Genomic DNA, 26,641 nt, shown 5'->3' with positions numbered 1-26,641 from the left:
CTTGGTGGGCCGTTACCTCACCAACTAGCTAATCAGACGCGGGTCCATCTCATACCACCGGAGTGTTTTCACACTGTGTCATGCGACACCGTGCGCTTATGCGGTTTTACCAGTCGTTTCCAACTGCTATCCCCCTGTATGAGGCAGGTTACCCACGCGTTACTCACCCGTCCGCCACTAAATCGGCCGGAGCAAGCTCCAGCTTCAATCGTTCGACTTGCATGTGTTAAGCACGCCGCCAGCGTTCATCCTGAGCCAGGATCAAACTCTCATTAAAAAGTTTGTAAATCCTATGTCAGAAATCATACTAGCTTGTATTTTTCCTAACCATCTTTACTGTTATTGGTTTGTTAGATCTTTGATATCATCTCTGATCCGACGTTCTTGAAATTCTTTTTTGGAATTTCAGGGTTGTCATGTTGTTAATTTTTCAAGGTTCTTATATAGCTCTGATACTAAGTATGTCTAACGGAGAAGGAGGGATTTGAACCCTCGCGCCGCTATTAACGGCCTACTCCCTTTCCAGGGGAGCCCCTTCAACCGCTTGGGTACTTCTCCAGTATCAAGCGCTTGAACTTTCATTATATATGAAAGTCAGCGGAGAGAGAGGGATTCGAACCCTCGCGCCCTTTCGGACAAACGGTTTTCAAGACCGCCTCGTTATGACCGCTTCGATATCTCTCCAAGTTGTTTTTGTTCGTCGCCATCAACCGGCGACTTGTACATATTATCACTTTACCATCTTTGTGTCAACATCTTTTTTCAAAAAATTTGAAGCAATTTTTAAATCCTCAGGAGTGGTGATTTTCAGGTTCTCATACGCCCCCATTATCACCTTCGTTCTGACGCTGCTATAACGCTCCACTATCATTGTGTCATCCGTTATAACCTGACATTTGTCATGCGCCAGTCCATCATAACAGGTAAGCAGAAGTTCCCTGTTAAAACTCTGTGGAGTCTGAACCTGCCACAGCCTGGATCTATCAGGAGTATCCACTCCCATCTGATCCTCATCTACTATCTTGATGGTATCCTTCACAGGTACACCCACTGTACACGCAGAATATATCTTTACTGCATCTATGGAATCTGTGATGATTTTCTGGGTTATGCATGGTCTCGCACCATCATGGATGAGTACATACTTCGCACCATCCGCCGCAATAAGTCCATTATGTACGGAGTCATAGCGCTCTGCCCCACCGGTCACGATCTTCCTGACTTTGGTGATGTTGTACCTGTCTACTATGTCATTTCTGCAATATTCTACATAATCCTCACCTGTGACAAGGATTATGTCATCAACCGGACTGTCCTGAAAGGCCTTGAGCGAATAATACAGTACGGGATAATCCCCCAGCGTCATAAACTGCTTAGGTATATCGCTGTGCATCCTGCTGCCCTTTCCGGCTGCAAGGACTATTGCCGTGACCTTTACTTCATCCACTGTACCAAAGATTTCTATATTTGATTCCTTGTAATCAGCATTATCCGCATCGCCCATGTTCATCTTCTCCCTAGTAGTAGTCTGACACCATCACACACTTGACCAGGCTGGTTATCTCTCACCCAGCTTGAGGTTTGGTATGGCATTCAGATCCCATCCATGTCTTGTTCCATTTATGTATTCGTAGTATCCCGCTGCACCTATCATGGCCGCATTGTCCGTGCACAGTATCGGCGATGGATGATACAATGTAAGCCCAGCCTTCTCACAGGCCGCCTTCATGCTGGCTCTGAGAGCAGAATTGGACGCAACTCCGCCAGCTATGGCTATCTTATCCATATGGTATTCCTTTGCCGCAGCAACCGCATGCTCTGTGAGCACTTCCGTTACTGCTTTCTGGAATGATGCTGCCACATCGGCATCATTGATCTGCTCGTCTCTCATATGAGCCTGATTGATATAGTTGAGCACTGCGGACTTCAGGCCACTGAAACTGAAGTCATAGGCTGATTCTGCCACCTTTGCCCTTGGAAATTCTATAGCGTCAGGATTGCCCTCCTTCGCCTTGCGATCTATCTTCGGTCCTCCCGGGTAACCCAGTCCTATAGCCCTTGCTACCTTGTCAAATGCCTCTCCTGCCGCATCATCCCTTGTTATTCCCAGTATCTCAAACTTGCCGTAATCGACTACCTTTACAAGATGTGTGTGACCTCCTGACACAACAAGGCACATGAACGGAGGCTCAAGCTCCTTGTTCTCTATATAATTCGCTGCTATATGACCTTCTATATGATGCACACCAACAAGTGGTATATCTTTTGCAAATGCTATGGCCTTGGCTGCTCCCACACCAACGAGAAGAGCGCCAACAAGCCCCGGTCCATATGTGACTGCAACCGCATCTATGTCATCCAGTGTGCACTCTGCCTCTTTGAGCGCCTGTCTTATGACCTGTGTAATCTTCTCTATGTGCTTTCGCGAAGCTATCTCCGGCACAACGCCTCCATAAAGTGTATGGATATCTATCTGTGAATATATTATATTTGACAGTACGTTTCTTCCATTCACAACAACCGCTGCGGATGTCTCATCACATGAGGATTCTATAGCCAGTATCTTTACATCTTTCTCCATAATTCATCTCACCTTTGTCGATCTATTCTACTCCTCCGAAAACTTGAGCGTTGTTGTCGTCCTGTCCTTTGCTGCAATAGTTCTCGGGAATATCTCTCTTATCTCATCCATAAACACCGCCGGTTTTGCCATCGACGGACTGTAATGTGTAAGCCACATCTCCCCCACATCTGCCTTTGCCGCTATGGCCGCAGCCTCCTGCATCATCATATGCTTATGCTCTATAGCTTTTATCTCTTTCTCCTTTTCGCCGTACATGCCCTCGCATATGAACAAATCTGATCCGGCTGCATACTTCTCTATAAGGGGGGTCGGTCTGGTATCTGTGCAGTATGTGAGCTTCAGGCCCTTGCGGTCAGGACCAAGCACCATATCAGGAGTATATATGTGTCCATCCTCCTCGTATGTGTTGCCCTTCTGCAAGCCATTCCAGTATTTCATTGGAATCTCATTCTCTCTAGCTCTGTCCACGCTGAATTTTCCTGTTCTTGGAAGCGAAAGGGAATATCCATAACATGTCACATTGTGATTCACCCTAAATGCATCCACCCTGAGATCCTCCCACATAAAGCTCTCCTCAGCCTCCGAGAGCTCCTGGAACCTGATCTCAAACGGAAGCTCAGGCGCTATAACCCTGAGAGAATTGACTACCTTCTCAAGTCTCTTTGGGCCAACCATAAGAAGTGGCTCCGTTCTCTCGGCATTGCCTATCGTGAGCAGCAGCCCCGGCAATCCGCTTATATGATCTGCATGAAAATGTGTGAAGCAGATCACATCTATCTGCTTAAAGCCTATCATGCCCTGCTGACGCATTGAGGTTTGGGTTCCCTCTCCGCAGTCTATCAGCATCTCGTGTCCGTTATATCTGACCACGAGAGATGTAAGTGCCCTGTATGGCAGCGGCATCATCCCTCCGGTCCCCAAAAGACATACGTCTATCATCTTCTATCTCCATTTCTAAGGCAGAGTCTATATGCATACTCTATGCATACTCTGTCACATCATCTATCCTTGGAGGTATGACACATTCATTTACAAGTCTGTCGTAACAGTCCTCACACATCCTGAGTGTGTATTTTCTGCCATCCTTGCGTGAGAAATATCCCCACTCCTTCTGAATAAGGACGTAATCCTCCTTGTTATGCATATCTCCAAATACAATTATCCTTCCACACCTATTACATCTGATCTCACTCATATTTATCTCCTGTCCGACTGCACGCAGCCCTGTTATGGGTCTGATTATAAGCCAGATCCTTCACAGAATATACCGACAATGTTTTCCAGCCGTGCAAATGTGGTCTCCACGCACTGTATATTCTGCATATATCTATTACTACAACTGTTTTTGCATAACCAGACCATCCTCCACCGGTGAGTCGTAGTATTTTTTTCTTGTAGAAATTTTTATAAATCCAAACTGCTCATACATAGCTATCGCAGCAGCGTTGGATTCCCTGACTTCCAGAAATATGCTCTGCACATTCCTGTCCTTGCAGTCATCGATCATGGCTTCCATCAGCTTAAAGCCGATGCCACGACGTCTTGATCTGGCATCCACTGCTACCCTGAGCAGATCTGCACTGTCACACACCGCCGAATATATGATATAGCCGGCGATTTCTCCTTCAGAAGTCTCAAGGATCTTGACATGATCGTATGTCCCCTGTATAGATGAGGACACCATCTCCTCATTCCACGGATGCGAAAACACCGCCATCTCAAGTGCAGCTATCCCGGCCAGGTCTTTCATATCTGCCAGTCTCGGGCGTACATGGGAAAAACAGCTATTCATGTCCATCATTCTCCAGTTTTGCCTTTTCAGCTCTCTCCCGCTCTGCCTGTGACTGTCTGAGATATTCAGGGGCAAATGTATCCCCCTCCTCATACTGTCCGGCTGCATATCTCACCTGGGCTGCGGCTGCCACCGAGCCAGCTCTCTGCTTATTCATGTGTGCCGGAGCAAATGCGTAGTCTGCCGTCATCTTCTCTTTTAAAATATCAGCATACACATCTATTCCATCTCCCACAAATATAACCTTTTCCCCTCTCTCATTGAGTTGGTCTATAAGGTCAGCAATATCCATAGGAGTCTGATCCATTATCGTCTCAAGCCTGTCATCACTGTTAAAACTGTAAAGTCCCGTATACACCTGTTTTCTTCTCGCGTCCATGATAGGGCAGATAAGTCTGTCAGTTCCCCACACATTGTATGCAAGCCCCTCAAGTGTCGGCACCGCAATAACCGGTATATTCCATGCAAGTGCAAGTCCCTTGACCGTCGCTGAGCCTATCCTGAGTCCTGTAAATGATCCCGGTCCTGCAGCAACAGCCAGCGCATCAAAGCTCTCTTTGTCCGTCTCTGTCATCTTCACGATCTCTTCCAGCATAGGAAGCAGTGTCTGGGAATGTGTCTTCTTGTAGTTGGTTGTATATTCAGCTATCAAATTATTGTTCTCGACTATGGCAACGCTCGCCACAAGTCCCGAGCTGTCAAATGCTAAGATCTTCATATCTGATCATGCCTCTCTTCTATCGTAATACGCCTGTAATCAAGGCCCTTTGAAAGGTCCTTCTCTATGTTGATTCTGGTGTATGTGCCAGGTAATATCTCCTCGATGAGGTTAGCCCACTCTATAAGACATACTCCATCTCCATACACCATCTCATTGTAGCCTATCTCATCCATCTCGTCCACATCGCCGATCCTGTACACGTCAAAATGATACAGAGGCAATCTGCCCTCGTCATACTCCTTCACAATAGTGAAAGTAGGGCTGTTCACCACTTCAGTGATTCCAAGTCCAGCTGCCACCCCCTGGGATATTATCGTCTTGCCAACTCCCAGATCTCCATATATACAGTACACCTGGCCAGGAGCTGCATTCTGTCCAAGCTGCACTCCTGCATTGTAGGTTTCTTCCTTGCTATTACTCTCTATGACCATATTCTCTCCTGTCTGTCATACATATGTGTTCTCTCCGGTATTCCGGAACTATTCTGTTACCTCTAAAGATTGAGCGTGATCTTCCTGCCTTTTGCTTCAAATGGTCTGTATGCAACACCAGCCATGTCAAACATTTTCTTGGAGGCTATGGTGCTCTCTGTCATCGCATACTTGTCTGACATATACACTACTTCCTTTATACCGCACTGAATAATAGCTTTGGCACATTCATTGCACGGGAACAGAGTAGAATATATGATCGCATCCTTGAGATTGCCACCTCTGTAATTAAGAATAGAGTTCAGCTCCGCGTGGCATACATAGAAATATTTGTTGTCAAGCGGGGCTCCGGACTTTCCCCACGGCATTGTGTCATCGTCGCATCCTGCCGGCATACCATTATATCCCATGGACAGAATTCTGTTGTTCTTGTCCACTATACACGCACCAACCTGCGTTGACGGGTCTTTGCTTCTCTCTGCCGACATCATCGCAATGCCCATAAAATACTGATCCCACGATATGTAATCTGTTCTCTTCATACCCTGACTCCTTTCAAATTCTTTTATGTTCCCGCCTTATACGGGTGCAGCCGCATGAAAAGCGCTTCGCGCGGCGTCTGCTTCATCATAAGGAATCCCCCGCCTTAACGGCGGTTCCCCCTTATGATAATTTACGCCGGAGTTTCCCCCGGCGTATATTGTAAGGTCCTGCAGAACAGAACTTCATATGATTCTGTTAGAATTAACGATCGCCGAGTGCGAACTTGTCATGGATCGCGTTCATTGCGCGCTCTGTATACTGCTCGTCGATGAGAACTGTAACTCTGATCTCTGATGTTGAGATCATTCTGATGTTGATGTTCTCATCATAAAGAGCCTCGAACATCTTGGCTGCAACACCTGCATTTGACTGCATTCCTGCACCAACGATAGAAACCTTTGCAACATTCTTGTTGACATCTATGCTCTCAAACTTGCCTATGTTGTTCTTGATGATCTCCTCTGCTTTGTCTGCATTCTCATCACTACATGTGAATGTAATATCCTTTGTTCCATGTCTTCCTACTGACTGCAGTATCATATCTATATTGATGTCATTCTTTGCAAGCAGGTTGAAAAGCTTGAATGCAACACCCGGTGTGTCCTCTAATCCTACAACTGCCACTCTCGCTGAATCTGCATCCGCTGCAACTCCACTAACTAACATCTTCTCCATTCCAGTATCCTCCTTAACTATTGTACCCTCTGAAAAATTGAGACTTGAACGAACAACCAGCTGAACACCGAACTTCTTTGCAAGCTCAACTGAACGGTTGTGCAGAACGCCTGCTCCAAGTGTAGCAAGCTCAAGCATCTCATCGTATGTTATCGTATCCAGCTTACGTGCGGTCTTTACCTTACGTGGATCTGCTGTATATACTCCATCCACATCTGTGTATATCTCACACGCATCAGCGTTAAGTGCCGCTGCAAGTGCAACAGCTGTTGTATCTGAACCACCACGACCAAGAGTTGTGTAATCGTCATACTTGTTAATTCCCTGGAATCCTGTGACAATAACTATCTTTCTCTGCTCCAGCTCATGTCTTATTCTCTCAACATCGATTCTCTTCAGACGCGCATTGCCATACACTGAAGTTGTATGCATTGCCACCTGGAATGCGTTCAGAGAGATTGCAGGAACTTTAAGAGAATTCATAGCCATAGCCATAAGCGATACGGACATCTGTTCACCTATTGTAAAAAGCATATCCATCTCTCTCTTAGGTGGATTCTCATTTACCTGCTTAGCCATATCTATCAGCTCATCTGTGTATTTACCCATCGCAGACAGAACTACGACTACGTCGTTCCCCCTCTGCCAGTCCTCAATACATCTTTTGGCCACGTTAAAGATTCTTTCGGTATTTCCAACAGAAGTACCACCAAACTTCTTTACTATTAACATATTGTCCTCCTGATCGCTCATTTGAAAATTTGTATATTTAACTCTTCACCGGAGCGGTCCGGTAAAAAGAAATAAGCCTTTTGTAAAATACCGCAATTCGACTAGGATTGCAAGGTCATTGAATAATATTGTACTAATCCAGCACTCTAAGAGCACTCTTGACACCAATCTTATTGCAACATGCCTCAAATTCACCCTCTGTGATCACTGCTGTAACAAATGCCTTTTCATCGAGATCAGAATCGACATACTCAACATCACCAAATACCGCCTTGATGGCAGCCTCATTCTTCTCATCTGTTCTGACAAAGAATCTGCTCTCTGAGTCCGCAAATGTACCCATCTCAAGTTCTTCGTCCTCCCATATGATAGGAACATGTCTTCCCGCATTCTTCACTGCATCAATAACGTCTGATACAACCGCAGACGCTGTTGGAAGCTTTCCGGCGCCCTTGCCGTAGAACATTACGTCGTCAAGTGCATTACCATGTACAAGTATGCCATTGTATACATCATCTATCTTTGCCAGCGGATTGTCATGTGGAAGCATGACCGGGGCAACATATGAATATAGCTTGCCGTCTGTTTTTCTGGTTGTTCCGACAAGTTTTACAGAGTAACCCATCTTATCCGCATACTTGAAATCATCTGTTGTTATCCTGGTTATTCCCTCCATATGTATCCTGTTGTAATCCAGGTTCTTGCCATATACGAGAGATGTAAGTATAGCTATCTTTCTACACGCATCGCCACCCTCTACATCAGCCTCAGGATTGCGCTCCGCATATCCGAGCTCCTGTGCCTGCTTCAGCACTGTCGCATAGTCAGCCCCCTCTTTATCCATCTTGGTTAGGATGTAATTCGTTGTACCATTGAGTATTCCTGTGATCTCCGTAACATCATCCGCAGTTATGGATGTGTTAAGTGGTCTTATAACAGGAATTCCACCGCCTGCTGATGCTTCAAAGAAGAAATTGATATTGCTCTCTCTGGCAATCTTTATAAGCTCAGGTCCATGAACGGCCACAAGCTCCTTGTTGGAGGTTGCCACACTCTTTCCGGCAAGCAGGCACTTCTTGACAAATGTATATGCAGGCTCAACACCTCCCATAACCTCCACAACGACGCTTATATCATCATCGTTAAGTATATCTTCAAAATCATGGGTGAGAATGTTCTCGACAGGATCCCCAGGAAACTTCCTGAGATCAAGCACTCTCTTAACGTTTATCTCCTGTCCAGCTCTCTTGTTAACAATATCATGGTTGGTGTTAATCACTTCCACAACTCCTGAACCCACTGTACCATAACCTAATACTGCTATATTCACCATGTTTTTATCTCCTTCTTATCTCCTTTTTCTGCATAATAATGCAAGTTTAGTACGTCATTACTTTATCAGTATAAAGCGTCATTGTCAAAGACTAATTTCTTATCATCAAATGACTCTCATGTGCTGCTACACCTCAACCTTATTCACCCATTTGAGATAGGCTGTCATAAATCCATCAAGATCTCCATCGAGAACCGCCGATACATTTGAATTCTCATAGGATGTACGTTTATCCTTGACCATGGTATACGGTTGGAGCACATACGATCTTATCTGACTTCCAAAACCATTGTCAGTTACCTCTCCGCGGATGTCCGAAATCTTCTCCAGATTCTCCTGTTTCTTCAATAGATAAAGTTTGGACTTCAGCATCTGCATAGCCTTATTCTTGTTCATGAGCTGTGATCTCTCATTCTGGCACTGAACAACTATACCGGTAGGATAATGTGTGATTCTGATGGCCGATGATGTCTTATTGATATGCTGGCCACCTGCGCCGCTCGATCTGTAGGTATCTATCCTTATATCTTCATCCCTGATCTCTATCTCCAAATCCTGCTCTATATCCGGTATGACATCACAGGATGCAAACGAAGTCATTCTTTTGCCGGCCGAATTGAATGGTGATATTCTTACCAGTCTGTGCACTCCCTTCTCTGACTTGAGATATCCGTACGCATGCTGCCCATTTATCTGAATGGTCACAGACTTTATACCAGCCTCATCGCCCTCAAGGAAATCGAGCACCTCAACACTCATGCCGTGCTTTTCTGCCCATCTGGTATACATTCTGTACAACATACTCGCCCAGTCGCAGGACTCCGTTCCGCCCTCTCCTGAATGGAGTGTGAGTACCGCATTACAGTCATCAAACTCGTCAGTGAAGAGAAGATTTATCCTATACTCCTCAAATTCCTTCGTAAATATATCTATCTGCTCCCCTATCTCAGGCACAAGACTCGGATCATTCTCCTCCTCCGCCATCAGGATCAGTGTATCTATATCCACATAGTCATTTTCAAGCTTCTTATAGTTTTCAACCAGATCCTGAAGTCCCTTCAGTTCCTTCGATACCTCACGGGATCTGTCGATATCATCCCAGAAATCCGGCTGTTCCATCTCATAATTAAGCTTTGCTATTCTGTCTGTCTTGTTTTCAATGTCAAGGGATGACTTGACCTCCCCCAAGGGATCCCTATAGGAGGCCATCGTCGCCCTGAACTCATCCAATTCTATCACTTGGTTTCTCCTGTATCACGTATTTATGCGTTCTTACCGCAGCAGTTCTTATACTTCAGACCGCTTCCGCATGGACAGAGATCATTTCTGCCTATCTTCTTGGCTTTCTTTACAGGTCCCCTTGACACTGTGTCATCCTTATTGGTTCCTGTAACCTTATTCACCTCTTCACGCTCAATCTTCTGCTCAACCTTTATTCTGAGAAGAAGCTTTACAGTATCCTCACGGATCGCTGCTGTCATGTCATTGAACATGTCATATCCTGCGAATTTGTATTCTACAACAGGATCTCTCTGGCCAAGTGATCTAAGTCCGATTCCCTGTCTCAGATTATCCATGTCGTCGATATGATCTGTCCACTTTCTATCTATAGTCTTGAGGAGTATAACTCGCTCGATCTCTCTCATCTGATCAGGATCACCGATCTCTTCCTCCTTGGCAGCATAGAGCTCAAGAGCTTCATTGTACAGTCTGTCCTTCAGCTCGCTGATATCTGCCTTTTTGATCTCCTCTTCGGTAAGTGTAACCGGCTCAGCAAATGGAACTATGCCCCTTATCATGTCATCCAGCTCTACCTGATTCCAATCCTCAGGTGCTGTCTCTGATGAGCATACCTGATCTACTGCTGCATTTATATCATCCTTTATCATCTTGAGGATAACCTCGTGCATGTTCTCGCCGTCAAGAACTCGTCTACGCTCCTTGTAAATGATCTCTCTCTGCTCGTTGTTAACACGGTCATACTCAAGAAGATTCTTTCTTATGGCAAAGTTGTTACCCTCGATCTTCTTCTGTGCCTTCTCTACGAAGTTGGAAATAGTCTTATGCTCTATCTCCTCGCCCTCAGGTATCTTAAGGGTATCGTACACTGACATAACTCTCTCTGATCCGAAAAGTCTCATCAGATCATCTTCCAGTGACAGATAGAACTTTGACTCTCCCGGATCTCCCTGTCGTCCTGAACGTCCACGGAGCTGATTATCGATACGTCTGCTCTCGTGTCTCTCTGTACCGATGATCCTGAGTCCTCCGAGCTCTGCAACACCCTCGCCGAGCTTGATATCAGTACCACGTCCTGCCATGTTAGTCGCGATGGTTACCGCATTCTTCTGTCCAGCGTCTGCAACTATCTCAGCCTCAAGCTCGTGGAACTTGGCATTGAGCACCTTGTGAGGTATCTTTCTCTTGGACAGCATATGACTGAGTTCCTCTGATGCGTCGATATTGATCGTACCGACAAGCACCGGCTGTCCCTTTCTGTAACTTATATTAATCTGCTCAACGATCGCATTGAGCTTTTCTTTCTTAGTCTTAAATATAGAATCCGGCTGATCTATTCTCTGTATAGGTCTGTTCGTAGGAATGACAACAACGTCCATTCCATAGATCTCTCTGAACTCCTCTTCCTCTGTCTGGGCTGTACCTGTCATACCTGCCTTCTTGTCAAACATGTTGAAGAAGTTCTGGAATGTGATCGTTGCAAGAGTCTTGCTCTCTCTCTTGACCTTTACATTCTCCTTTGCCTCTATAGCCTGATGCAGACCATCTGAGAATCTACGTCCGGGCATGATACGTCCGGTAAACTCATCAACGATGAGTACCTCATCATCCTTCACCACATAATCTCTGTCTCTGAACATGAGGTTATGTGCACGGAGTGCCAGGATGATATTGTGCTGGATCTCCATGTTCTCAGGGTCTGAGAGGTTGTCAATATGGAAGAATTGCTCTACCATCTTCACACCATTTGCAGTGAGCATGACGTACTTGTCCTTCTCATTTACAAGGAAATCTCCATCCTCCTCTATCTCTGTCTTCATGAGCATATCCATCTTGGATATCTCTCCATCACCCTCACCTCGCTTCATCTGTCTCGCAAGGTAATCACACATCTTGTAGAGCTCTGTAGACTTGCCGCTCTGACCGGATATGATAAGAGGAGTACGTGCCTCATCGATAAGAACTGAATCCACCTCATCGATTACACAGTAGTGAAGATCTCTCAGAACAAGCTTCTCCTTGTAGATTACCATGTTATCTCTCAGGTAATCGAAACCGAGCTCGTTGTTGGTAACATATGTAATATCGCAGTTATACGCCTCACGTCTCTCGTCTGTTGTGGAACTGTTGAGTATGATTCCTACCTTAAGTCCGAGGAATTCATGCACCTGCCCCATCCATTCAGCATCTCGCTTTGCCAGGTAGTCGTTGACAGTTACAACATGGACACCCTTTCCTTCAAGGGCATTCAGATAAGCAGGAAGTGTTGATACAAGTGTCTTTCCTTCTCCCGTTCTCATCTCTGCGATTCTTCCCTGATGGAGAACTATTCCTCCTATGAGCTGTACCCTGTAATGCTTCATTCCAAGTACACGGTATGCAGCCTCTCTCACAACCGCAAATGCTTCTACCAATATATCGTCTAACGTCTCGCCGGCAGCAAGTCTGTCCTTAAACTCTTGTGTCTTGCCCCTCAGCTCTTCATCTGAAAGTGCCTGCATCTTCTCGTCGAGTGCCTCTATCGCATCAACTATAGGATTGATCTTTTTCAATTCCTTCTCGCTGTGCGTTCCAAATATTTTCTCAAACAAACCCATGTTGTTTTTGACCTCCTAGCTATCGTTATTCAGGGTACATTCTAACATCATATGACATTTATATCAAGCAAAAAGGAGACCTTCTATAACCGAAAGTCTCCTTTAAAATACTATATTCAATTATCATCGGCACTTATATTAACCGTGCTTTTGCCAATATCTGATCTTAATATTCAGGCTCGATGATTCCGTATGTGCCGCCCTTTCTCTTGTATACGACATTGACCTCATCTGACTCTGCATTCCTGAATACATAGAAATTATGTCCAAGCAGATCCATCTGGATACATGCATCCTCTGGATACATAGGTTTTACTTCGAACTTCTTAGTTCTCACGATCTTGATATCGTCATCATCCTCAACGTCCTCGTCGACAAATGCATCGTTCAGGTATGCTACATTCTGCTCCTTGTCAATGAGCTTCTTACGATGCTTGGTAACCTGTCTCTCAATAACCTCTACAACGAGATCGATCGAAACATACATGTCATCACTAACCTGCTCGGCTCTGATGATATGTCCCTTCATAGGAATCGTTACCTCTATCTTCTGTCTATCTTTCTCAACGCTGAATGTGACCTGTGCGCCAGTATCAGCCGCAAAGTACTTCTCAAGCTTTGAGAGCTTGTCCTGTACTGCATTTCTAAGTCCTTCTGTAACTTCAATGTTCTTACCGCTGATTATGTAATTCATGATGCCCAACTCCTTCTTTTTTGGATATGATCCAAATTGATATGACCATTATACCACAACGAGTCTTTTTTTCAATATATTTGACGTATTTTTATGTGCATATTGACAACTTTATTTATTTTCGCTGTCATGTTTTCGCCATTTTACACAAAAAGCGCACATGTATACCATGTGCGCTTCAATGTATTCATTATACCCTATTATATACAGCTTGTCTACTGTCCTATGATTCTGACTGCACAGAGCGGATCTCTGTAGAATGCAGAGGATATCTTGATACCGGTCTCCTCTGTGCTGGCATGTACTATCATTCCGTCTCCGATATATATAGCGCAGTGCTCTATAGAGCTGTCTCCATAGAAAAGTATGTCTCCAGGCTCAAGACTTGAAGTGTCTACTCTTGTTCCATACTGTGACTGTGCTCCCGCTGAGTGTGGAAGTGAATATCCAAACTGAGCGTATACAGCCATGACAAAGCCTGAACAGTCAGCTCCATCCGTAAGGCTCGATCCGCCATATACATATGGATTACCCACAAACTGTGTTGCAAAGTTCGCAAGGTCTATTCCTGTCTGGCCGCTCGGTGCCACTACATTGTTCTGTGAATCGTCTGAATCGCTGCTGTCAGATGATGTGTCGTCTGATGTATCCGATGACTGATCTGCAGAATCTGTATCCGGCTGATCTGGCGTGTAGGAATCATCCTCTGTGCTCTGGCTGTCATCTGATGCGTCCTCAGCTTCTGCCTCGTCTGCGCTCTCCTGTTCCTGTCTTGCCTGCTCCTCTGCCGCCTTTTCTTCCGCAGCCTTCGCATCAAGCTCTGCCTGGATCTGCTCCATGGACTTGGCAGTTGCAAATGCATATGTATCATCTACAAATTCAGTGCTGACATAACCATTCGTCTCGTCGTCAAGTGCTATCTGCACCCATTTATCATCCTGTGATATGACATCAAAGCTCTGGCCTGATCCAACCTGTGTTATACAGTCGGAGTTCACATCAGCCTCTGTTCTTACGTTGAGTGTCTCTGTATTGACAGTTACCTGCTTCGGACAGTTCGCCTCGGCATAGGCTCCCGCATCATCTCCAAAAAGAAGCAGGTCATTCCTTATATATCCTGTACAGTCACCTGATGTGACCTTGGTCCACTCCTTGCCCTTCTTCTCTATGGTTGCTATTCCATTGTTCCCTATGATACCAACTACATCTGAATCAGTTCCGGCTCCCGATCTTATATTCACATAATCCTCGGTGGCAACAAGACACTTATCCTTGAAATCAGGATATTTCACCTTGTTCTCTTCGCTTGTCTTGTCCTTCTTAGCCTCCGCAGCATTCTTTCCTGCGGATGCTGTAGTCTTCTGTGCATCTGTGGACGTTGCCGCCTTTGCAGCATCGCCTGCGTTTTTATCATTGCCCGCAAGGGTGTTAGCATATCTGTCAAATGCAGATGAAATACCTACAGTTGAATCGCTGTATATCTGTCCCGCGCTCACCGTTCCTATGGAAGTGGTGATCATCATTCCTGCCGCTGCAGCAACAACTATAGTCTTCTTAAATGACTTTGCTTTAGACATTATAAAAAACCTCCTGTGCTGATCTTAACGCAACAATTATTACATCTTTGTTACAAATCTATTGTAGTATAGCAATAATGATTACATTTGTCAACACAGGAGGCGTTGTTTTATACGTTTGTATTTATTTTTTGTTACATATTTGTTACATATACTAGTTTGAAATTACAACTCCATCCTCGCCATTTACAGTAACTATAGCGCCAGACTTAAGTATCTTGGTCGCGTTCTGTGCACCCAGGATAACAGGTATGTCACGGCTGAGTCCGACTATGGCAGCATGTGAATTGCCACCGTTCTTCTCACACACGATCGCAGATGCAGTCTTGAGCTGATCCATGATCCTGTTGCTGGTCTCATTTATGACGATTATGTCTCCATCCTTATAGTTCTTGATGAGCTCATCCTCTGACTCGCATACACAGAGCGGTGCGGTTGCAGATCTCTCATTTATAGAGAAGCCCTTTACAAGGATATGTCCTACAACGTGTACCTTTATCAGGTTTGTCGTGCCGGTCACGCCAAGTGGGACTCCGGCGGTGATTACAGTCACCTCACCGTCCTTAACATAGCCGTGCTTCTTTGCCGCATCAACAGCATGCTCGAAGAGATCGTCAGTGTTGTTCTCCTCACCTATAAGAAGAGGCTGAACTCCCCATGAAAGATTGATCTGTCTGGCAACCTTCTTAACAGGGGTACATCCGATGATCGGACATTTTGGTCTGTACTTTGAGAGCATTCTCGCTGTCTTTCCTGACTTGGTAACAGTGATGATGGCTGCCGCTGCAAGGTCTATGGCCGTTGTACATGTCGCATGTGATATAGCACTCGTTATATCAGGATTCTGCACCGCATCCCTGTTGAAGAATCTCTTGTTGTAATCTATGTCTCGCTCTGCTCTCTCTGCGATGGTCTTCATGGTGTGAAGAGCCTCAACCGGATACTTGCCCGCTGCGGTCTCTCCTGAGAGCATGATTGCACTTGTTCCGTCATATATGGCATTTGCAACATCTGTCGCCTCTGCTCTGGTAGGTCTTGGATGTATCATCATGGAGTCAAGCATCTGTGTAGCTGTTATGACCTGCTTGTCCGCATTGTATACCTTCTTGATGATCATCTTCTGGATGATAGGCACATCCTCAAGAGGTATCTCAACACCCATATCTCCTCTTGCGACCATGATTCCATCGGACACTCTGATTATGTCGTCTATATTGTCAACGCCCTGCATATTCTCAATCTTGGCGATGATATTGATATTGTCACACTCATACTCGTCAAGGATCTTCCTGATCTCAAGTATATCGTCGGCTGATCTTACAAATGATGCAGCGATGAAATCGAAATCATTCTCAATACCAAAGATTATATCCGCCCTGTCTACATCGCTTATGTATGGCATGGTGAGGTTAACTCTTGGAACATTTACACCCTTGTGGTTTGATACAGGTCCGCCATTCTCCACGCGGCACACGATATCTTTATCAGTAACCTTCTCTATCTTCATATTTATAAGGCCGTCATCGATGAGTATGGTATCTCCCGGCTTGACATCGTTCACAAGATTCTTGTATGTAATGGATACCTTTGCCTGGTCGCCCACCACATCCTCTGTCGTCAGTGTAAATGTCTGTCCTTCTACGAGTTCAACCTTGCCCTCCTTGAAGTCCCCAACTCTTATCTCCGGGCCCTTAGTATCAAGCAGTGTTGCAACCGGAAGTCCAAGCTCCTCACGAAGCTTCTCCACTCTGTCCTTGTTCTTCCTGTGCTGGGCATGATCACCATGAGAAAAATTGAATCTGGCAACATCCATCCCCTCGATCATGAGCTTTCTGAGCACCTCATCATCGTCCGTCGCCGGTCCCAATGTACAAATTATCTTTGTCTTTCTCAAATTCATATGAATACTCCTCCTACTGTTTTATATATTGTATTTGAATGTGTCTTCTATAATTATTTACCTTTGCTCATACTGGGAAAATTCCTGCGCCAGATCATTCTGTTCTACCTGTGCCGGATCTTCCTGTGGATCGTCATCCGGGTTATTCTTATGATACTGTGATACAGCGGCAAATATGTATATCACAGATATGAAAAGCGCCAGCATCCCCATCGTTCTCTTCGCCGGCCATATGTATGTTGCAATGACCATCATGAGGAAATACCATAATAACCTTATATATATGGCAGATTTGTAAATAGTGCCAAATGATACCTCGATCTTCTTCATGGATGCCGCTATCAGTCCCGCTACCGTTATGAGCAGTGACCAGAACAACGTGAGCACAAATCCAACAATTATCTGCAATACCCATGCAAGCACAAGCACTGGTGTGTCGAGCTTATTTATGAGATTGATCACATCCTGCTTTGTAACAGCCTTGAATCCATATGTCTCATTCAGGGATTCATATATATCCTTACATCTTATGATCTGTGTTCTTCCTGAGTTATATGTGAGTATCTCATCCGCTGATATGATGAATACGGTACGATACCCGCCGTCTGCAGCAAGGTCTCTTGCAACAGCTTCATCCACTTTCGTCTTCGATGTGTCGATCTTTATGTAGGACATGTTCTCATCATCCGACCAGTCGAATGTCCCATCGTAGTAAAAGCCATCTCCGGTCAGTGAAAAATCCTCCATATTCCGGTCTATCCTGTCCGCAAACCTTCCGCCGCCAAACAACTGGTTATATGGAATAAAGAATATCACCAGATAAGTCAGTGTGCTCATGATAAATGTTATCAGCATCGCCGATGACATCCGTCCAAATCGTCCATTTCTGTAATAAGCTTCCGGTTTTGCGACACCTACGAACATGTTCTTCAACGCGCCTAAAAATCCAACTCTTTTTTTATCATCCAACAGTTATTGTCCTCCAAATTTCATATGCCTGCTAATTATAACATAGACTTTATGTATTTAATATGAAAAACATCAACCTTTACCGACTTTTTTCTTGTTTTTCATTCAGGCTTTATGTTTTAGCTGGATTTTAATAAGCATTTTGTAATATATTCGTAACAAATCAGTGCAGTTTTATTGACTTTTCATAGCGTACATTATATTATGTAAACTGTGCTCAAAACTTTTTACAAAACGGGAGGAATTCATGATTATCAGAAAATTTACTAGGATAATTCTGGGCGCTGCTCTGGGTATAAGTGTATTCGCATTTGCCGGCAACGTGCCCGAAACAGCCTATGCCGCAAACATGTCCGACATAAGCGTTACATCAACGAGGGAGGATGTACAGCAGGTGGTGGACGATGGAAACTTCGACTACACAGAGCTTGACGGTACAGAGATCGATCACATATACGAGTTGTATAATAACGATCCCGAAACCATCAAACAGCTCCAGCGTCAATCCGATTACAACGCCACCGGCGATATAGCTACGCTGAGTGCCAGATATACCCACTCTTCCATGTTCGATGGCTACAAAGTCATCAAGGGCATAGACGTATCCGAGTGGAACGGCGACAACATCAACTGGAAAAAGGTTAAAGCCGCAGGAATATCCTACGCATTCATACGTGTGGGCGGACGCTACTACGGTTCAGGAAAATATTTCATCGATTCTACATACAAGGATAATATCAAAAATGCACTGAATGCAGGTGTTGACGTGGGTGTGTACTTCTACTCACAGGCCATCAGCACATCGGAGGCCAAGACAGAAGCCAAATACACTACCGACCTGATCTCAGGCTACAACATAACTTATCCCGTTGTCATGGATTATGAATACGCATGGGAAGATGGAGGTCTGAGCGGTCGTCTGTACAACGCCCACCTTTCCAAGAGTGCAGCTACACATGTCATAAAAGCATTCTGTGCGGCAGTTGAATCAAAGGGCTACGTAGGCATGATCTACGCCAGCAAGACTGTCATCACAGACGACATGAACGCATCTTCGATCGCACAGTCATATCCTATATGGAATGCCCAGTACAACGACACGGACACTCTCACAGTGAAACATTCATACTGGCAGTACAGCGACGTCGGCAAGGTGTCAGGAATCAGCAATGCAACTGATATGAATTTCAGATATGTCAAATCTCCTGCCGCGCCTTCATCTCTGACACAGTCAGCGTGCACAGACTCCACTATCACACTGACATGGACGAAGATCCCTGAGGTCTATGCTTACCAGATCGTGCGTTACGACAGCTCCGAAGATAAATATGTCTCCGTGGGAACTGCCAAGGGTGCCGGAACGACTACATTTACAGATAAGAATCTTCAGGACGGTAAAAAGTATACATACAAGGTACGCGGATATTACAAATTGAGCTCAGGAGCCATCTACGGAACCTACTCAGCAGAGTGTACCGGCATTACAATAGCTGATACCATAGAGAACTTTGCGGCTGCAGTTACAGCGCCTACATCTGTAAAACTTTCATGGTCACCTATCCCTGCAGCAACAGGATACAGAGTATACAGAAGCAACGGTTCATCAGGCAGCTACGAGACGATTGCCACGACCAATTCACCTGACGACTGCGAGGTTACCGACAGCCAGCTCAATCCTGGCACAAAATATAACTACAAGGTACGCGCATACACAACAACTGATACCAACACCATCTGGCACGTTCTATCAGATGCCAAGACCATAACCACCGACCCAGGCGAGGTTACAGGGCTCAAGATCACTTCAGCCTACACAAGCTCACTTACACTGAAGTGGAATAAGCAGGAAAATGTTGACGGATACATCGTATATGTATGGGAGCCATCCAATGCTACTTGGACAAGGCTTGCAAAGATCTCTTCCAAGTCTACTGACACATACACACACAAGGGACTTCCTCATTCAACTGAGTACAGCTACACGGTATGTGCATATTACAAGAAAAATGGAACATACCACTACACAGAGACAGCCAGCGCAGTGAGCGGATTTACCGGACCTGCTGTTCCTTCCCAGATCGCAACCGCATCAAGGACAGCCAATTCCGTGACCATAAGATGGACACAGATATCTGATGCCACAGGCTACACGGTATACAAATATAATACGTCCAGCAAGTCATTTGAGCAGGTGGCACGTATCAGCGGAAGCAGCAACAGAACATACACATTTACAGGACTTAAAGCCGGAACAGAATACAAATTTGGAGTGAGAGCATACACAGAGCGGAATGGATTCACAGGCTTCAGTGACCGCAAGGATTTCAGCTCCTGCACTCTCCCGGCAACCTTTACATCATCCTTCAAATACACACCACTTGGATCGCAGAGATTCCTCCAGTGGTCAAAGCTGTCATACGCTGACGGCTACATCGTATACAAGTATGATCAGAAGGCAAACAAATACACAAGAGTTAAGAAGATAACATCCAACAAGACAAATTTCTGTTTTGTTCCTAACCTCAGAAGAGGCTACGGTTACCGTGTTCTTGCTTACATGAAGTACAACGGCAAGATATACTACGGTGCAATTTCAAAAGCACCGATCAAGAATACATCTCTTACCGGAACGATCACTGACAGCAGCGTAAACCTCCGTGCAAAAGCCGGAACAAACAGCAGAGTAGTCAGAACGCTTGCAAGGGGTTCAAAGGTCAAGATCTCCGGCTACGCAAAGTCTGGAAGATATATCTGGTATAAGGTCACATACACCAGAGGCTCCAGAAAATATACGGGCTATATAAGATCTGATTTCATACGTGTCAAGTAATTCTGATTCTTATACAATTAAAATAGGGAAAAGCATACATACTATGTATCTCCTGCTTTTCCCTATTTTTTTTATATTTTTTCTCAATATTTTTCTCATGCAGGCCTTTTATTAATAATATTTTAATAATCTTTTTGTAATATAATCGTAACATTTGTATTAGGAGGCTTACATGAGAATAAAACGATTATCTAAACAACTTTTTATTATTTCCCTTGGAATATTTATACTGACTGCGGCAGATAATATCTTCGACTCTGCCACAGTATACGCGGCTGACACCTCCACCATCTCAACATCATCGACCAGATCTGAGGTCCAGGAGGTTGTGGATGAAGGTAACTTTGACTACACTCAGTTGAGCGATGCCGAGATCGACCACATATATAGTCTTTACGGCAACGATCCTGAGACGATAAGGCAGTTGCAAAAGCAGTCAGACAGCGCTAATCCTTATGGTGTTGCCACGCTCTCATCGACAACATATACACACGCATCCCAGTTCAAGAACTCCACTGTCATGAAGGGGATAGATGTATCGGAGTGGAACGGTTCCATCAACTGGAGAAAGGTAAAATCCAGCGGCGTTACATTTGCCTTTATCAGGGCTGGAGGAAGGTACTATGGCTCAGGTGCATATTTCGTCGACTCCAAATTTGCTGAGAATGTCAAGAATGCAACTGCGGCAGGGATTGATGTCGGAGCGTACTTCTACTCTCAGGCCATAAACGCCACCGAGGCCAGGCAGGAGGCGGCATACACCTTGAACATCGTATCCTCTTACAACCTGACACTTCCCATCGTCATGGACTACGAATACGCATGGGAGGGTGGACTGACCGGCAGGCTCTACAATGCGCACCTGTCCAAAAGTGCTGCCACCACGGTCATCAACACTTTTTGCAGTACAGTGGAAGCAAGCGGCTACGTGGGCATGCTGTATGCGAGCAAAAGTGTTATAACCGATGACATGAAGATCACCAGTATAAACAACAAATACCCGATATGGAATGCGCAGTACAACGATTCAGACACGCTGACCGCCACTCATTCATATTGGCAGTACGATGACAACGGAACCGTCGCCGGAATAAGCTATCCGACGGATCTCGATTTCAAATATGTAAATACACCGGCAGCACCTACAGAACTCACATTTAAGTCATCGACCAACTCATCCATAACCCTCACATGGAATAAGGTTCCGGAGGTATATGGTTATCAAATAGTTCGTTACGATGAGGCCGAAGGAAAATATGTGTCGATCGGAACAACAAAGGGGGCTGGAACTCTGACCTACACTGATAACGGTCTCACCAGCGGTAAAAAATATACCTACATGGTGCGCGGATACCATAAATTAAATACCGGCACTGTATACGGAGCTTACTCGCAAGAATATAGCTGCACCGCCACCTATGCAGAAGCTGTAACTGCATCGACAGATCCTGAACCTCCAATCTTCGATACCGCCCCGGACATGCCTACCCAGGCCGCAATAGCAGACAGGACTTCCAGTTCCATTAATGTCCGCTGGAGCAAGATTTCCGGAGTCACAGGCTATTTCGTGTACAAATACAACACGTCCACTGGTAAATATGACAGAATTGCAAGATGCATAGGCGACGAATCCAGAAGTTATAACTTTACCGGACTTTCTCCCGCCACAACATACAAATTCGGCGTGAGGGCGTATTATGAATACAACGGTGTGATCATGTACAGCAACCGCCTGGAGTTCAGCAAATGTACAAAGCCACGAACCTTTACATCTTCATTTAAGTATACTCCTATCGGTTCGTATCGCTGTCTGCACTGGCAGAAGCTTTCAAATGTATCCGGCTACATCATATACAAATATGATATTGCCCATAACAAATACACAAGAGTAAAGAAAATATCCTCTTACAAAACAACCAGTTGTATACTTCCTGCTTTGAAGAGTGGCTTCGGCTACAGGATTCTTGCATATAAGAATGTCAATGGTTCGATAGTATATGGCGACATTTCAAAAGCTCCCGCAAAAGCCAGCTCATTGAGCGGAACAGTCATTGACAGCCAGGTCCGTCTCAGGGCAGGGGCAGGAACCAACAAACGTATCATCCGGGAACTTGCCAGAGGATCAAAGGTCAAGATCAGCGGCTGCAAATATTCCGGCAAGAATGCGTGGTATAAGATCACTTACACCAAGGGCTCAAAGAAATACACCGGATATGTAAGATCCGATTTCATAAGAATAAACTAGTCTTAATTCAAACAACAAAATAGGCATCATACCTGATCAGGTATGACGCCTATTTTGTATCTATCATAATGATCGTCTGTTAGCGGAAACTATTTCACAACCTTGAATGAAGCCTTTACATAGCCATCTGCATAAAGCACAAGCTCTCTGCCATTGCTGCCCCACATGAGCTCTTCCTCTGCGTATGAAGGCTCTACAAACTTAACATCAAGTCTCTTCAGGTCCTCGTGTGCACATGCTGCTGTGCGGAGGAGCAACATTCCCTGAACTACAGGATGGTCTGTGAGGTGGATCTTATTCTCGTCTCCTGTCTCCTTGCTGAATGCATAAACCTCTTCCTTTGTAAATGTGTGGAATGGCTTCTCGTCCTCATAATCCGTCTTCTCCACTCTCTTGATCTCCTTCTCCTTGTCTGATGCCTTTACGAGTGTGATGGTCATCTTCTCAACAGGAGTCTCTTCTCCCTCTACCTTTCCAAGGATAGAGAGTATGTACATGAATGCGTTCTCCTTAACATCACCATACTCATATGTAATGCTGTCGGCAGCCTCTGCCTTCTCTCTGTCTACTGTGTAGGATATCTTGCCTATGAATGCGCCCTGATATGTGGATGCATCCATGTCTGTCATCTTTGTTCCAAGTCCCATGATCCTGTCATAAATCTTCATATACTTCTCCTTCTAAAACTTATTCTGCATGTTATATTCTCTTATTTGCGTGCAGTTAATCCTTCTCATCCAATTGCCTTGCGCACGGAGCACCTACTAATGTCTATGAATGTTTTCTGTCCGTGACAAATCCGTTTCTTCTTATCATGTCAAAGTCAAGGTCAAATGATGTGCCATCGGTGGTCAGGAAGTCACCGCTTATGACCGCATTTGCCCCGGCTGCAAGTGCAGCCTCGCCGTTGTCCTCATATCTTCCTCTTCCAGCCGCAAGCCTTATCATGACTTGGGGCATGACAAATCTGTATACTGCTATCGTTCTGACGTACTCCTCCTCAGTGAGAGGTGTCTTGTCATAGAATGGCGTCCCCTCCCTCGGATTGAGGAGGTTCATCGGAACCGAATCCACGCCAAGCTCTCTAAGTTCAAATGCAAGCGCCACCCTGTCCTCAAGTGTCTCGCCCATGCCGAACAGACTGCCACTGCACACCATGAGTCCCGCAGCCTTTGCAGCGCGTATTGTCGCCTTCTTCTGTTCCTGGGTGTGACTGGTGCACACCTCCGGAAAATATGCAGGTGATGTCTCAAGGTTATTGTGTATCATTGTAAGTCCCGCACCCTTAAGCTTCGTAAAGTCCTCCTGATCCAGCAGGCCAAATGACGCGCATATGTTGATATCCACATTGTCGTGTATATCCTTGACCGTTTTCTCAGCAAGCTCAACCTCCCGCTTTGAAAGTCTCCTGCCCTCAGCCACAAGGCAGTACCTGAAGCTTCCCTTGTCATAGTCAATCGATGCACCCTCAGTAACCGCTTCATTACCAAGCAGATTTATCTCTGGTATATCCTTCTTCGCTATCCTGGACTGTGCACAGTATCTACAGTTCTCTGTGCATCTGCCCTCCTTCACGCTTATGACCGAACACACATCGCACCGGTCTCCGCAGAAATACTCTCTTATCTCATTTGCTGAAGCCGCCAGTATATCCAGATCCTCATGTGCAAGCTTTAGAGCCTCATCATATGTGATCTCCGCTCCACCATTCAGCACGCGGTTCTTAAGCTCCTCTACATACTCTCTGCCCATATGATTCCTACCTCTTTTCTGTAAAGTTCCCAGTTTCATCTGGTCTTCAGCCCTTGTGTATGTAAATCACAGAATCTGCCGGATGTCTGCAGTGTCTACCGCCCATCTGACAGTTCATATGTATATATGGAAAGAGCCTGCCACCGGCAGGCTCCCCCATCTGTATATAACTCTCTATATCTTTCACAGATATTTAGTATCAGCTATTTATCTTGTGTTCTCTGTTATGTCTCCAAATGATCACATTAGGATTACAGCGCAGCCTTGATCTGCTTGTAGATACCCTCGGCATCAAGCTCATACTTGTGAAGCAGTTCCTTTGCAGGGCCTGACTCACCAAATGTATCTCTCACACCGATCCTTGTCAGCTTTGTAGGACACTTCTCAGCAAGCACCTCTGCAACAGCACTTCCGAGACCACCTATGATGGAGTGCTCCTCAACTGTGAACACTCTTCCTGTCTTCTGAGCTGTCTCAGCGATGATATCCTCATCGATAGGCTTGATAGTGTGGATGTTGATGAGTTCAGCATCTATACCGTCAGCAGCGAGCATATCCACAGCCTTCACAGCCTCAGATACACAAAGTCCTGTAGCTATGATAGATATGTCCTTGCCGTCCTTGAGCTTAACCCCTTTGCCGATCTCAAACTTGTATGTGCTCTCATCATTGAGTACTGGAACTGCCAGTCTTCCGAATCTGAGGTATACAGGTCCTACATACTCATATGCAGCCTTGACTGCTGCTCTGGCCTCTACATCATCACATGGGTTAATGACAACCATGCCTGGTATCTCTCTCATGAGTGCGATATCCTCACAGCACTGATGTGTTGCTCCATCCTCACCTACTGAGATTCCTGCGTGGGTTGCACCGATCTTCACATTCAGATGTGGATATCCGATAGTATTTCTCACCTGCTCAAATGCACGTCCTGCAGCGAACATTGCAAATGAACTCATAAATGGAACGTATCCGCATGTTGACATTCCGGCAGCTATTCCTGCCATGTTCGCCTCCGCGATGCCACAGTCAACGTGTCGCTCAGGATAAGCTTTCTTAAAAATAACTGTCTTGGTTGCCTCTGCAAGGTCTGCATCTAAAACAACAAGATCATCATGCTCCTTTGCGATCTCTACTAAGGCATTGCCATAGCTCTCTCTGGTTGCGATTGCTTTATTCTCTATCATAATGCTGCAGCCTCCTTCTCAAGTTCTTCCATGGCGATCTTATACTCTTCTTCATTCGGAGCCTTTCCATGCCAGCCGGCCTTGTCCTCCATGAATGATACACCCTTGCCCTTGATCGTGTGGGCGATGATCGCTGTAGGCTCACCCTTGTGGGACTTTGCCTCAGCAAATGCCCTGTCGATCTCGTCAAAGTCATTGCCATTGATATTGATAACATGGAAGTTGAATGCCTTGAACTTCTCATCTATAGGATATGGTGAACATACATCCTCAACCGTTCCGTCAATCTGAAGATTGTTGTTATCTACTATAACGCACAGATTGTCAAGCTTTCTATGTCCTGCGAACATAGCTGCCTCCCATATCTGTCCCTCCTGGATCTCTCCGTCACCGCAGAGACAGTATGTTCTGTAATCCTTGCCCTGCATCTTTGCTGCAAGTGCCATACCTACTGCAACTGAAAGTCCCTGTCCCAGTGATCCTGATGACATATCCACTCCTGGAGTGTGCTTCTTGTCAGGATGTCCCTGAAGGTAAGATCCAACATGTCTGAGTGTCTTTAAGTCTTCTATTGGGAAAAAGCCTTTTAACGCAAGTGCTGCGTAGTAGCCCGGAGCTGTGTGTCCCTTTGAGAGCACGAATCTGTCACGATTCTCGTCCTCAGGATTCTTAGGATCCACATTCATCTCCTCGAAATAAAGATAAGTAAACAGGTCTGCTGCTGATAATGAGCCGCCTGGATGTCCGCTCTTTGCATTGTATACACCTGTAACAATGCCCTTGCGAACTTCTACAGCTTTTTTCTGAAGTTCTAATTTGTTCATCTCATTCTCCTTT

The 26,641-nt window shown here is 45.3% G+C and carries 22 protein-coding genes, 2 tRNA genes and 1 rRNA gene; 2 read left to right on the top strand and 23 right to left on the bottom strand.

What is annotated here, in order from left to right; all coding sequences use genetic code 11:
- From AB5150_RS07875 to AB5150_RS07785, 19 genes are all read right to left on the bottom strand, one after another.
- Positions 1 to 277: ribosomal RNA gene (locus AB5150_RS07875) — 16S ribosomal RNA — on the bottom strand; the annotation flags it as partial.
- A 192-nt stretch (positions 278 to 469) separates the two neighbouring features.
- Positions 470 to 558, bottom strand: a tRNA-Ser gene (locus tag AB5150_RS07870).
- 40 nt (positions 559 to 598) lie between these two features.
- Positions 599 to 684 (bottom strand) — tRNA-Ser (locus AB5150_RS07865).
- A gap of 46 nt (positions 685 to 730) precedes the next feature.
- A complete protein-coding gene (gene ispD, locus AB5150_RS07860; RefSeq protein WP_015533865.1) occupies positions 731 to 1,504 on the bottom strand; it encodes a 2-C-methyl-D-erythritol 4-phosphate cytidylyltransferase in 774 nt (257 codons plus the stop codon).
- A 54-nt stretch (positions 1,505 to 1,558) separates the two neighbouring features.
- Complete coding sequence (tsaD, locus tag AB5150_RS07855) at positions 1,559 to 2,584, bottom strand: tRNA (adenosine(37)-N6)-threonylcarbamoyltransferase complex transferase subunit TsaD (RefSeq protein ID WP_118017376.1); 1,026 nt, start codon at positions 2,582 to 2,584, stop codon at positions 1,559 to 1,561.
- A gap of 24 nt (positions 2,585 to 2,608) precedes the next feature.
- Positions 2,609 to 3,523, bottom strand: coding sequence for a ribonuclease Z (locus AB5150_RS07850; RefSeq protein WP_015533863.1), 915 nt, complete (start codon positions 3,521 to 3,523; stop codon positions 2,609 to 2,611).
- A 40-nt stretch (positions 3,524 to 3,563) separates the two neighbouring features.
- Positions 3,564 to 3,779 carry a hypothetical protein gene (locus AB5150_RS07845; protein WP_015533862.1) on the bottom strand — a complete coding sequence of 72 codons (216 nt, stop codon included), beginning with the start codon at positions 3,777 to 3,779 and terminating at the stop codon, positions 3,564 to 3,566.
- 138 nt (positions 3,780 to 3,917) lie between these two features.
- Positions 3,918 to 4,376, bottom strand: coding sequence for a ribosomal protein S18-alanine N-acetyltransferase (gene rimI / locus AB5150_RS07840; RefSeq protein WP_015533861.1), 459 nt, complete (start codon positions 4,374 to 4,376; stop codon positions 3,918 to 3,920).
- Complete coding sequence (tsaB, locus tag AB5150_RS07835; RefSeq protein ID WP_015533860.1) at positions 4,369 to 5,094, bottom strand: tRNA (adenosine(37)-N6)-threonylcarbamoyltransferase complex dimerization subunit type 1 TsaB; 726 nt, start codon at positions 5,092 to 5,094, stop codon at positions 4,369 to 4,371. Before tsaB ends, rimI begins: the two co-directional genes overlap by 8 nt.
- Complete coding sequence (tsaE, locus tag AB5150_RS07830) at positions 5,091 to 5,528, bottom strand: tRNA (adenosine(37)-N6)-threonylcarbamoyltransferase complex ATPase subunit type 1 TsaE (protein ID WP_015533859.1); 438 nt, start codon at positions 5,526 to 5,528, stop codon at positions 5,091 to 5,093. Before tsaE ends, tsaB begins: the two co-directional genes overlap by 4 nt.
- 62 nt (positions 5,529 to 5,590) lie before the next feature.
- Entirely contained in the window at positions 5,591 to 6,070 is a 480-nt protein-coding gene (locus tag AB5150_RS07825; protein ID WP_015533858.1) for a dCMP deaminase family protein, read from the bottom strand.
- 202 nt (positions 6,071 to 6,272) lie between these two features.
- Entirely contained in the window at positions 6,273 to 7,478 is a 1,206-nt protein-coding gene (locus AB5150_RS07820; RefSeq protein WP_022215807.1) for an aspartate kinase, read from the bottom strand.
- A 133-nt stretch (positions 7,479 to 7,611) separates the two neighbouring features.
- Positions 7,612 to 8,811 (bottom strand): homoserine dehydrogenase, encoded by a 1,200-nt coding sequence (locus tag AB5150_RS07815; RefSeq protein ID WP_015533856.1) that lies wholly within the window; start codon positions 8,809 to 8,811, stop codon positions 7,612 to 7,614.
- 126 nt (positions 8,812 to 8,937) lie between these two features.
- Positions 8,938 to 10,050 carry a peptide chain release factor 2 gene (gene prfB, locus AB5150_RS07810; protein WP_055146426.1) on the bottom strand — a complete coding sequence of 371 codons (1,113 nt, stop codon included), beginning with the start codon at positions 10,048 to 10,050 and terminating at the stop codon, positions 8,938 to 8,940.
- Between the two features lie 23 nt (positions 10,051 to 10,073).
- On the bottom strand, positions 10,074 to 12,647 hold the full coding sequence (gene secA, locus AB5150_RS07805; RefSeq protein WP_015533855.1) for a preprotein translocase subunit SecA: 2,574 nt from the start codon (positions 12,645 to 12,647) through the stop codon (positions 10,074 to 10,076).
- 166 nt (positions 12,648 to 12,813) lie between these two features.
- Positions 12,814 to 13,341, bottom strand: a complete 528-nt coding sequence (gene raiA / locus AB5150_RS07800; RefSeq protein ID WP_022215810.1) for a ribosome-associated translation inhibitor RaiA — start codon at positions 13,339 to 13,341, stop codon at positions 12,814 to 12,816.
- Between the two features lie 215 nt (positions 13,342 to 13,556).
- On the bottom strand, positions 13,557 to 14,918 hold the full coding sequence (locus AB5150_RS07795) for a C40 family peptidase (RefSeq protein WP_055146429.1): 1,362 nt from the start codon (positions 14,916 to 14,918) through the stop codon (positions 13,557 to 13,559).
- A 154-nt stretch (positions 14,919 to 15,072) separates the two neighbouring features.
- Positions 15,073 to 16,818, bottom strand: a complete 1,746-nt coding sequence (gene pyk, locus AB5150_RS07790) for a pyruvate kinase (protein ID WP_022215812.1) — start codon at positions 16,816 to 16,818, stop codon at positions 15,073 to 15,075.
- Positions 16,819 to 16,875: 57 nt separating this feature from the next.
- A complete protein-coding gene (locus tag AB5150_RS07785) occupies positions 16,876 to 17,787 on the bottom strand; it encodes a DUF1189 family protein (protein ID WP_022215813.1) in 912 nt (303 codons plus the stop codon).
- Between the two features lie 247 nt (positions 17,788 to 18,034).
- On the opposite strand from AB5150_RS07785, the gene AB5150_RS07780 reads away from it, so the two are divergent.
- Both AB5150_RS07780 and AB5150_RS07775 read left to right on the top strand, forming a co-directional pair.
- A complete protein-coding gene (locus AB5150_RS07780) occupies positions 18,035 to 20,617 on the top strand; it encodes a fibronectin type III domain-containing protein (protein ID WP_368291612.1) in 2,583 nt (860 codons plus the stop codon).
- Positions 20,618 to 20,789: 172 nt separating this feature from the next.
- Positions 20,790 to 22,862, top strand: a complete 2,073-nt coding sequence (locus tag AB5150_RS07775; protein WP_055146437.1) for a GH25 family lysozyme — start codon at positions 20,790 to 20,792, stop codon at positions 22,860 to 22,862.
- Between the two features lie 89 nt (positions 22,863 to 22,951).
- On the opposite strand, the gene AB5150_RS07770 is transcribed toward AB5150_RS07775, so the two are convergent.
- From AB5150_RS07770 to AB5150_RS07755, 4 genes are all read right to left on the bottom strand, one after another.
- Positions 22,952 to 23,530, bottom strand: coding sequence for a hypothetical protein (locus AB5150_RS07770; RefSeq protein ID WP_022215816.1), 579 nt, complete (start codon positions 23,528 to 23,530; stop codon positions 22,952 to 22,954).
- Between the two features lie 103 nt (positions 23,531 to 23,633).
- Positions 23,634 to 24,614, bottom strand: coding sequence for a biotin synthase BioB (gene bioB, locus AB5150_RS07765; RefSeq protein ID WP_117874602.1), 981 nt, complete (start codon positions 24,612 to 24,614; stop codon positions 23,634 to 23,636).
- 251 nt (positions 24,615 to 24,865) lie between these two features.
- Positions 24,866 to 25,804: a transketolase family protein gene (locus AB5150_RS07760; protein ID WP_015533848.1), complete on the bottom strand. Its 939-nt coding sequence runs from the start codon at positions 25,802 to 25,804 to the stop codon at positions 24,866 to 24,868.
- Positions 25,801 to 26,628 (bottom strand): transketolase, encoded by an 828-nt coding sequence (locus AB5150_RS07755; protein WP_004850272.1) that lies wholly within the window; start codon positions 26,626 to 26,628, stop codon positions 25,801 to 25,803. Before AB5150_RS07755 ends, AB5150_RS07760 begins: the two co-directional genes overlap by 4 nt.
- Positions 26,629 to 26,641: the final 13 nt, after the last annotated feature.

It is taken from the genome of Coprococcus sp. RTP21281st1_F1_RTP21281_210402, from assembly GCF_040915325.1.
Classification (GTDB): Bacteria; Bacillota; Clostridia; order Lachnospirales; family Lachnospiraceae; genus Coprococcus; species Coprococcus aceti.
Note: the sequence above shows the minus strand (reverse complement) of the source record. Positions and strands in the feature narration are given on the sequence as shown.